This window comes from Shewanella sp. 10N.286.45.A1 (assembly GCF_041470405.1).
Lineage (GTDB): Bacteria > Pseudomonadota > Gammaproteobacteria > Enterobacterales > Shewanellaceae > Shewanella.
Window position 1 is genome coordinate 25,747 of sequence record NZ_JBFRMK010000126.1, and the last position, 9,419, is coordinate 35,165.

Here is a 9,419-nt window from a genome sequence, read left to right on the forward strand (position 1 = left end):
TATACTGATTGGTATAATAAGGGGCACGATTATTGCTTTATTCTAGTCATATCAATACGACTGTCATTTTGTCGGCGTTAATAGCCCCTCTTTTCATGACAAACAGTCCCCTTTTATGCGTTGCTCTACAACACAAAGACTTGGAAGATTTATATGAAACTCGGTTTATTTGGCATCATTTACACACTATTAGTCTGCACACTGTTTATCACCTCCCCGGTGCAAGCAAAATGGGTCCAAGCCAGCGGTCAAGCCAAGATAGTTGATAACAATCTTGCTAAAGCACGCCAAGATGCGATTGAACAAGCAGTCAGTTATGCCACCCTAAAATCTGGCGCACGTTTTTCGAGTGAACAAACCGTGAGAAATGGCCAATTGGTCAACGATAGCTTTACCCTTAGCCATAATGCCCACAGCCAGCAAGTAGAGATGGTGAGTGAGCAAGTAGAGGACGGCTACATTACGGTTAATGTTCGTATAGATATGATTGAGCCATTCGAACAAGCCTGTGAAAACAGTAAACTAAAAGCCTCTATTTTGGTACCGCAAGCATTAATTAAAGACCGAGCACAATTGAGATATGGCAACTTAGGCTTATTCGAACAAAACTTGTCAGAGCAATTGGCACAGACTATTGAAAACCACTCCAGCAGCAGCTTTACTCACCTTCACGCCAACGAACGTTTAGATGTCGATCAAGCTCTTGTCGATGTTCGCGGCTATAGATTGCCGAGTTGGTTAGGGGAGATAACCGATAGCCAATATATATTGCTACCAGAAATTATCGATATCTCACCAGAGCAATCTACCCGCACCTTCGGTTTATGGGAAAATGATCCAATGCGCGTGTTCCAGTTTAGGTTATCGCTATTCCATGCCATTAGTGGTGAGAAAGTTTGGAGTAAACAGTATAGCCAAACGGCTGAGTGGGAATTCTCATTACAGCAAACGGTCAACTCTAATAGTGACCAATTTTGGCGTTCTGAATACGGCGAAATGATAAAAGATGTGTTACTCGAAGCTAGCCAAGATATCGACAGTACCCTAAATTGCCGCCCGCTATTAGGACAAGTCATTGCCAGACAAGCTGACCGAGTGATCCTCAACCTTGGACGTCGTAATGGCATTCGTGTCGGCGACACCATGCAATTGGTACTGCAACAGAATATGCCCGACAGACTGGAAAACATGCGCGCGGTAGCCGGCAAGAGTAAAGCGACCATCACCATCGACCAAGTGACCGAAGAAAGTGCAACAGCAGTGCTTAAAGGTGTGAGCGCATCACTGAATATTCAGCTCAATGATCTAGTGATAAAACTCTAACCGATTAAAAACCAAGCAGATAAAGTCAAAGAGTTTTCATACACTCTTTCTATCTAGAGTAAAACAAGTATAATCACTGGCGTCTCCCTATAGCTCAACAGGATAGAGCAGTCGCCTCCTAAGCGATCGATCGGGGTTCGAGTCCCTGTGGGGAGACCAGATAAGCCTTTTTAGCTAAACTTATCAGCTACTTAAAAATTTGACCGATTTCTGTGCCGCCTATGTGCCGCCATAGAAACACGGTTTTTTAGAAACTTATTTTTTACCGTTTTTTATAATCTTTTAGAATAACCTCCATTTTACTGCGTTAATCTCAGTTGTAGACTTTCCACTTCATTTCTAATAGTTTTGTGTCAAACAGGAATATGGAAGTTGATCGTGATGGATGACACCTCTTCAAGTAATAACCACAATAAAGAAGCTAACGATATTCTTGAACAACTGTTTAGTGATATGCCAGCTGATCAGAAAAAACAACTTCTCGCAGTTCTTGATCCTAAAGATTCTAACTCTGCCGACAATCAAGTTTTAACTCAAAGCTATAACACTCTCCATTCACTGTCTTCTACACCATCAGTTTTGAGCGAAAACCTTCCAGATGATGTAACCGAAAATACCGTAGCCAAAACACTAGCCAAGGTAGATAACAGCCAACAAACTCTAGAAAGCGAACAATCGCTGTTTGTGAATGTGTTTACTCTGATGTTTGAAAAATTTTCAAATACAGCCCCCAGCGATGATATTAATGAGATCCATGAGTTTGCCAACGCTCCTTCCATCTTCGAAGCCTTCAGCAAAGCAGGATTCTCTGAGCTATCAACCTTTGAAGGAACAATGTCGCAAGATGCTGAAGAGTTACTTCACGCCGCCATGACATGCCAAATAGCGGGAATGACCAAGAACGCACGATATTTATTGAAGTTGTTCACTCAGCAACAGTTCATCGACAAGAACGAAAACTACCAATCACTGCAAACTGAAATAACAAAACACAAGGGACACTTAGAAAGCCAGAAAAGTGCAGCAAAGAAAGGTGGAGTTAAAAGACAGTTACCCGCAAGCAAAACAAAAGAACAAGCTACTGCGCTTTTCTTAACTGGCGATTACAAGAACTATTCAGTCGCAGCAAGTGAACTATTCCCTCAAATCAAAATAATAGCGGCCTCTAATAACTTCACATTCAACAGTGACCTAAACGGCCTTAGAACTGTTACAGATTGGTTTAGGGCAACAAAACGATATTCAAAGACAAGTTAATCAAAAAAATACAGTCAAGGAGGCTGACTGTACTTTTAACCAACTTAACCGTACATATACTTTTTCCATTTGATCATATTGTTCACTCCGACGAACACAAACGAATCGGAGTTAACATGAATACACTGCTTACCCCCTCTCAGGTTTCAGACTTCTTAGGAGTCACGATAGGAACCCTATCTGTGTGGCGCTGTACTGGCCGCTACCCACTTAACTTTATCAAAGTCGGTCGCCGTGTGATGTATCGCCAAAGCGATGTTAAAAGCTTTATCGAAGGGAGGGTTTATGAACACACTCTTTAAGCTATTAACTTATAAAGTCTTACCAATGCTCATCATCATGCAGCTTGCTTTTATGAGTGGCTCATTAGATGCGACTAACCGTATGCTTGAAATCGCTAATAGACCTTCGCTAATAAGCACCAAGGCGCCATTAGAACCAATGCCCCCGTTAACGGGTACTGAACTCGTTAGCGAAGCTAGTACCGTGAACAAGACTCAACCCGTTAATATAACGCAAGCTTCGACTAAAAGAGAAGGAGGCAAATAATGGCCGCCTTCACTAAAGAACAAGTTGAGTTAATAAACTGGTTAGCCCAAGGCCACAGTATCGACGTTTGTATTGAGGTCTGTGCCGATCTTGGAAAAATGACGGGCTACGAAAGCTATAACGAAAGCGGTAACGGGCACTTTCAAAAACGCTCGCTATTTAGATTAAAAATGCAGGGCTTTATTGCCGAACAATCCCATTATGTAATGGGGATACATTGGCAACGGGTAACACTTAATCAAAAGGGACAAACATGGCTTGCCAATAATGGAGGTCATGTCGATGCCTGAAATACATGAGCATGACAAAGAGTGGTTAAAAGGGAGGCTTTATGGGCTTCCCTCCCCTCACAAAAAAGCGATACTCCAACAATACAAAAAATGGCCGACAAGACGAGAGGCAAACTTGTCGGTGTTATCGCTTACAAAATCAATAGCGAAGATCCTTGGCAAAGATAGCCGTTTTTATAGCGTCAATGTTGAAGACAAGGATCATAAAGCCAATGCCAGGCGCCATGCTCATAGCTGCGTTAAGATTTCAGCCAACGAGCGCACACAAGGTCTAAAAAGAACTTACCGCGCGATTGTGCATTATATGCAGTGTTATCAAATTCCGCCGCCAAAGCTCACAACAACGATACTCAACAATCTTGAAAGTGATACCTTAACCGAGATTGAACACGCTAAAGTGCGCGGCGTGCTTTTACGGGCAAATGATGAGTCTTGGTGGAAACCAAAACTACGCAAACTACATAACAGACAGATAGAGACAATTTCTCGCTTGTTGAATCAAGTGAACAAGCACAAAGGCATTTATGCTAGCAACGTGACGGTAGAGGCCTTTAAGAAGCAATGGCAAAGCAATCAGGATCTATTAGAGCGCACTATTGCCACCAATGAAGATGAGTTCAGCATGAGCCTTGCTGAACTCTCGAAGCTCAATGTTTCGAATCCAGCCATACGTAAAGCCGAACTTATGGTTCGTATACGTGGTTTTGAAGACTACGCCAAAGATAAGGGCTATTCAGCCCTCTTTCTTACTATGACTACGCCATCTAAGTATCACAGAAGTTATTCAAAATCAGGCAATGCTAATCCCAACTGGAACGGCGCAACACCGCTTGATGCACAAGACTATCTCAATCGCACTTTTCAGCGTATTCGAGCATCACTAAAGCGAGACAAGATCACCCCGTTTGGTTTCCGCATTGCCGAACCACACCATGACGGCACGCCCCATTGGCATCTATTGCTGTTCATCCCAAATGAGCAGCAACAAACCTTAGTCGACACCTTTGAGCAATATTGCCTAGAGGAAGACGGAGACGAGCACGGCGCTAAAAAATCCCGTCTTAAAATTGAATATATCGACGCCGAAAAAGGCTCGGCAACGGGCTATGTGGTTAAGTACGTTTCAAAGAACATTGACGGTGAAGGCATAGATCACGACTCCTACGGAAAAGAAGCCGTAACCTCAGCAGTTCGCATCAAAGTGTGGGCTTCTTGCTGGGGTATACGTCAGTTTCAGCAAATTGGCGGCGTTGGAGTTACTCAATGGCGAGAGCTTAGACGATTAACGCCAAGCAAAGATGAATCAATGCAGTGGGTCGAAGAGATCAGGCAAGCCGCAGATGAGTCCAACTGGAACAAATATACCGACCTTATGGGCGGCGTTTTCTGTAAACGCACTGAGCAATTAATCAGGCCGCTTTATGTTCAAAAAAAGAATGATAAGAACGTACACACGGTAAACAGCAACGTTCAACAAATCAAGCAGCAAACCTATCATAAAAATTCCAGCAATCCCCAGAACGAATCTAGGGTTGCTCAACATAGTATTCCCGAAAGTATCCAGCACGCAGACTTAGCCGTTTCCGCAACCAATGCCGAAAATAATGCCGTATTTCTTGAATCGGTTCCTAAAGCAGTTTCGGGGAATTGCGGCCATAATCCAGAAGTTACGAAAACAGATAACACCAGCAAACCCACGTCAGTTATAGGCATTGCCGAAATTAATCCCGCAATAAAGACAAGTAGCCAGCCTGAAAGCACATGTATAAAGAGAGAAAGCGGTAATAATTCGAAGCTAGAAAGCGCATGTAGAGAGTACAAGACAAACCGTTATGGAGATGAGCTTATGACACAGCTCAAAGGCATTGTCTGCCTAGGAGTGGAGATCATTACCCGAGTTCACCAGTGGACGTTATCTCAGTCTCCCGCTCCTCAAGCTTTTGCCTAACGCTGTTAACTTGGAGTTCTGTCAATAACTGTACGAAACGAGTCCAAGCATACCGAGACTAGAAATCACAATGAACATATTCTTGAAAGCTAAACTACTGGCTAAAAAGCACTGATGTCTATAAGTCGTAACCACGTCCATAAGATTGTGTACTAGAAAGATTTCTAGTAAAATAACATCACTCTTTAGCGTGAGATTTAGATCTCAGTCGGGTGATTAGCCAGACTCTAACTTATTGAACGGGTTTACATGCGCTGTATACGCATCCCAAACTCGTTCCTCGTGTGGGATGCGTATACACCGCAACCTTCAAGTAAAGAGTTAGAGCCCTAAGAAAATTCTTAGGGCTCTTTTTTATCTAAAGGAAAATAATGAGCATCTTAAAGAAACTATCCTGCAAATTAAAAGCTAGCGAACAAGACGTTCTTAGAGTTGCTGTGGATGCTCCTATGAAATACAAAATTTATACGATCCCAAAAAGAACTCAGGGACGAAGAACCATAGCACATCCTGCAAAAGAGCTTAAAGTAGTACAGTCAGCCCTCGTAGAACTTTTTCAACTGCCAGTTCATAACAATGCAATGGCATACAAAAAAGGTACGAGCATTAAGGAAAATGCTTCAGTTCATAAAAACAATAAATATCTGCTAAAAATGGATTTTGAGAATTTCTTCAACTCTATAACACCAAGTGTTTTTTGGAACACTTGGAAGCAACAACACAGGGAAGAACCAGACTTTTTTGATAAAAAAATAGTAAATAACATACTTTTCTGGGCGAAAGAAAAGTTTAACAAAACAGAATTAGTTCTTAGTGTTGGAGCCCCGAGCTCACCTGCAATCTCTAATTTTTGCTTATTTTATTTCGACAAAGAAATCACTCAACTATGCAAAAACAATAATATAAGCTTTACTCGATATGCCGACGATTTAACTTTTTCAACAAACGAAAAAAATTCTTTATTCGACATACCTAAAGTTATTGCAGCAACGTTAAATAAACATTATGGAACCAAAATAAGTATCAATAACCAAAAAACCATTTTCTCCTCAAAAGCACATAACAAGCACGTTACAGGAATAACTATTACTCCTGAAGGAAATCTATCCATAGGGAGAGAAAGGAAGCGTTATATAAAACACTTGGTTCACCAATTTAAAATAGATAATTTAGATGAAGTAGACTTGAACCACCTTAGAGGGTTGCTTTCTTTTTCAGGTCATATAGAACCTAAGTTTATCGAGTCTTTGAGCAAAAAGTACTCTAAAGATACTATAGACAGAATTACAAGAGGCCATAATGAAACAACGCAATAAGGCTATCCGGTTATTAGAAAATAACGCAAGAAAAGGAAATATTTCCGCCTCTTTTCAGCTATTTGAAAGTATGGAAAAAGGAAGTGATATTGATATAGATTTACATAAATCACAGCAACACTTTGAATCCTGTAAAAAGGAACTCGGATTTTTTAAAGAAAACAATAAAGAGCTTCCTGCTAACAAAATAACTCTGGATGAAGTAAATCTATATTTCTTTAGGAAATTTGAAGAGTTAAATATAAAACTTGAAAATGATATTACAATTTTCATTGGGAATAATGGCTCAGGAAAAACATCAATCCTAGATAGCATTTCCAAAACGTTCTCATGGATAAATGCAAGAATTATAACACAAGGAAGAAATGGGAAAACACTGGATTGGCATGATATTACAATCGGAAAACATGAGAACGCCGAGGTTAATGCTATTTTTAGCCTAGGGAAAAAAACCCTATACAAAGGCTCTTTAGTTAGATCAGCAAAGGGAATGGAAACAGCCAAAAGTAGCAACCTAGAAAATTACAAAAATCTATCTAACCTATATAGAATAGTAAATAGTCGCTCACGAGAGTACTCTAACGAAGAGATAAATATTCCGTTATTTGCATTTTACTCCGTAGATCGTTCACATATCAAATCAAATATGACCTTTGACTTAGAAAAAGTCTCTGATAACTATTCTGAATCAAGGTTTGACGTTATTGATAAGTCCGTCATTGATGGCACTGGGAATATAGAAGACTTTCTGAGATGGTTTATATTTATAGATAATCAATCTAAATCTAGTGAAATTAAAGACCTAGAAAAAGTAGAAGCAGAGTTATCCGCATTAAAAGTAGTCGCGAATACTGAATCACACCCTCTTTATAAAATGTTATCTGAAAAAGAGAAAGAAGTTTCATTAATAAAAAATAAAGTTTTATCATCAAAGTCTGCACAAAAAAATGCTACGATAGAAAAGGTTAAATTTGCAATAACCTCTGCAATACCAAGCATTTCAGATATTTTTGTTGACCGCTCATCAGGAAGAGTTGAAGTTCGGATCATAAATGAGGGAGTTGACATTAATATTTTCCAAGCATCAAAGGGACAGCAAGTTTATTTTTCTCTTGTAGCTGATATAGCTCGAAGGTTGGTTCAGTTAAATCCTACGCTAACCAATAGCTTACATGGGCAGGGAATTGTATTGATTGATGAAATAGAGTTGCACTTGCATCCTGATTGGCAAAAAAATATCATCGTAAAATTAAGAGAAACATTTCCTAATATTCAATTAATTCTTACTACCCATAGCCCAATCGTACTTTCAGGAATAAAAAGTACAAAAATAAGAGTGCTAGGAAAAAACATTGAAGGAGATGATGTAGTAGTAAGCCCTCTAGCTCAAAGCTATACTCGCTCTCCTACAGAAGTCCTTCAAACAATAATGCACGCTGATTTAAACACAAATTTCCCTGAGAAGAAAAGCTTAAGAAAATACAAAAACATCATTGAGCAAGGTGATTTTAATTCAGAAGAATCCAACATACTAAGGGAAGAGTTAGAAAGTGCCTTAGGTTCATCCCATGAAGAACTAATTCGTCTAAGCATAGTAAAAAGCAGAAGAGAAAAGCTAGGATGAGAAAAATTACAAAAACAGCTCCTAATCGATTCTTAGAAAACCGAAATAGAAAACCGCCAAATTCAGCTACTAAAGCTAATTCAAGTTGGAACAGATTTAGACAAAAAAGCCAAACATCTAGAATCTGCTATACAGAGCAATACGGACTTTGTGGTTACAGTGAAATTAGCATTGATAATATTTACCCCATTTTAGATGAAAATAGCATTGAGATCAGCCGAACTCTAGGCTCTCACTTAGAACATGTAGAACCTAAAAGCAAAAATCCACAACGCACATTCGACCATACCAATCTTATCATGTCAGCAATTGATGATATAAAAGCTCGAAAACTAATTAAAGAGGATGTTTTTGGTGGGCACTTTAAACTTAGACGATACAGTGAAAACTCTTTCATCTCACCTTTATCAACCAATAGTCGTAGTTACTTTCATTATGAAACTTCAGGCAGAATAGTTCCAAGCTATAGTTTACCGACAAGACGAGAAAAAGCGAAAGCTAGGCTGACCATTTACATACTAAACCTTAACGCACCAATTCTTGTTAACTTACGAAAAAGTTGGCTGACTCAATTAGACAATATACTTTTTGACATGGATAAATCAGCAATCAATGATTTTGCATTAACAGAATTATTACCTACCAATGATTGCTTAAGACCATTTCATTCAGCCCAGCGACAGCTATTTGGAAAGTTAGGAGAAAGTATATGTGATAGTTATAATTTATAGTTAAAACAATTTTACAACCTATTATTCGCTACTTTAAAAATACAATAATTAGCGTTATTTCTAGTTGACTGTTACTTCAACAAAAAGCGACTATCTATTGGTTCATCAAAAATGACATAACTACTCAACTAACACTGTCAACATCTGCTGATATAGCAGGAAATCACAATTCATGCTAACTAGTAAGCTGGAAATTGCCTAAACAGCTCTCTCCTCTCCACATCAGAGAGCTGTTCTATCTGCTTCACCAACCTATCCACTTTCGACTCTTGAACATCAGTCCCAAGTAACTGAGCCGTGGTGATGCCCAGCTCTGCCCTAACCTGTTCAATATCAAGATGGGCATAGGTGCTAGCAGTAATACGTAAGCGTCCGGTAAAC

The 9,419-nt window shown here is 39.5% G+C and carries 9 protein-coding genes, 1 tRNA gene and 1 pseudogene; 10 read left to right on the plus strand and 1 reads right to left on the minus strand.

Translation table 11 applies throughout. The features are described 5' to 3' along the window. Window positions 1-153 precede the first annotated feature (153 nt). From AB4238_RS10630 to AB4238_RS10675, 10 genes are all read left to right on the plus strand, one after another. Complete coding sequence (locus tag AB4238_RS10630) at window positions 154-1,323, plus strand: flagellar assembly protein FlgT (protein ID WP_372033427.1); 1,170 nt, start codon at window positions 154-156, stop codon at window positions 1,321-1,323. Window positions 1,324-1,406: 83 nt separating this feature from the next. Further along, window positions 1,407-1,482: transfer RNA gene (locus AB4238_RS10635), tRNA-Arg, on the plus strand. Between the two features lie 222 nt (window positions 1,483-1,704). Then, window positions 1,705-2,580, plus strand: coding sequence for a hypothetical protein (locus AB4238_RS10640; RefSeq protein WP_372033428.1), 876 nt, complete (start codon window positions 1,705-1,707; stop codon window positions 2,578-2,580). 116 nt (window positions 2,581-2,696) lie between these two features. Continuing rightward, complete coding sequence (locus AB4238_RS10645; RefSeq protein ID WP_372033429.1) at window positions 2,697-2,882, plus strand: helix-turn-helix domain-containing protein; 186 nt, start codon at window positions 2,697-2,699, stop codon at window positions 2,880-2,882. Continuing rightward, a complete protein-coding gene (locus AB4238_RS10650; protein WP_372033430.1) occupies window positions 2,866-3,129 on the plus strand; it encodes a hypothetical protein in 264 nt (87 codons plus the stop codon). Before AB4238_RS10645 ends, AB4238_RS10650 begins: the two co-directional genes overlap by 17 nt. Further along, window positions 3,129-3,419, plus strand: a complete 291-nt coding sequence (locus AB4238_RS10655; RefSeq protein WP_372033431.1) for a hypothetical protein — start codon at window positions 3,129-3,131, stop codon at window positions 3,417-3,419. Before AB4238_RS10650 ends, AB4238_RS10655 begins: the two co-directional genes overlap by 1 nt. Continuing rightward, the gene (locus tag AB4238_RS10660) at window positions 3,412-5,367 is read left to right on the plus strand and encodes a replication endonuclease (protein WP_372033432.1); all 1,956 of its coding nucleotides are present in this window, start codon (window positions 3,412-3,414) and stop codon (window positions 5,365-5,367) included. Before AB4238_RS10655 ends, AB4238_RS10660 begins: the two co-directional genes overlap by 8 nt. A 371-nt stretch (window positions 5,368-5,738) precedes the next feature. Continuing rightward, the gene (locus AB4238_RS10665; protein WP_372033433.1) at window positions 5,739-6,683 is read left to right on the plus strand and encodes a retron St85 family RNA-directed DNA polymerase; all 945 of its coding nucleotides are present in this window, start codon (window positions 5,739-5,741) and stop codon (window positions 6,681-6,683) included. Beyond that, window positions 6,667-8,307 carry a retron Ec78 anti-phage system effector ATPase PtuA gene (ptuA, locus tag AB4238_RS10670; RefSeq protein WP_372033434.1) on the plus strand — a complete coding sequence of 547 codons (1,641 nt, stop codon included), beginning with the start codon at window positions 6,667-6,669 and terminating at the stop codon, window positions 8,305-8,307. The genes AB4238_RS10665 and ptuA overlap by 17 nt, the downstream gene beginning before the upstream one ends. Next, window positions 8,304-9,038 (plus strand): retron system putative HNH endonuclease, encoded by a 735-nt coding sequence (locus tag AB4238_RS10675; protein ID WP_372033435.1) that lies wholly within the window; start codon window positions 8,304-8,306, stop codon window positions 9,036-9,038. The genes ptuA and AB4238_RS10675 overlap by 4 nt, the downstream gene beginning before the upstream one ends. A 179-nt stretch (window positions 9,039-9,217) precedes the next feature. Here the strand turns inward: AB4238_RS10675 and AB4238_RS10680 are convergent. Further along, window positions 9,218-9,419, minus strand: a pseudogene (locus AB4238_RS10680) (integrase); the annotation flags it as partial.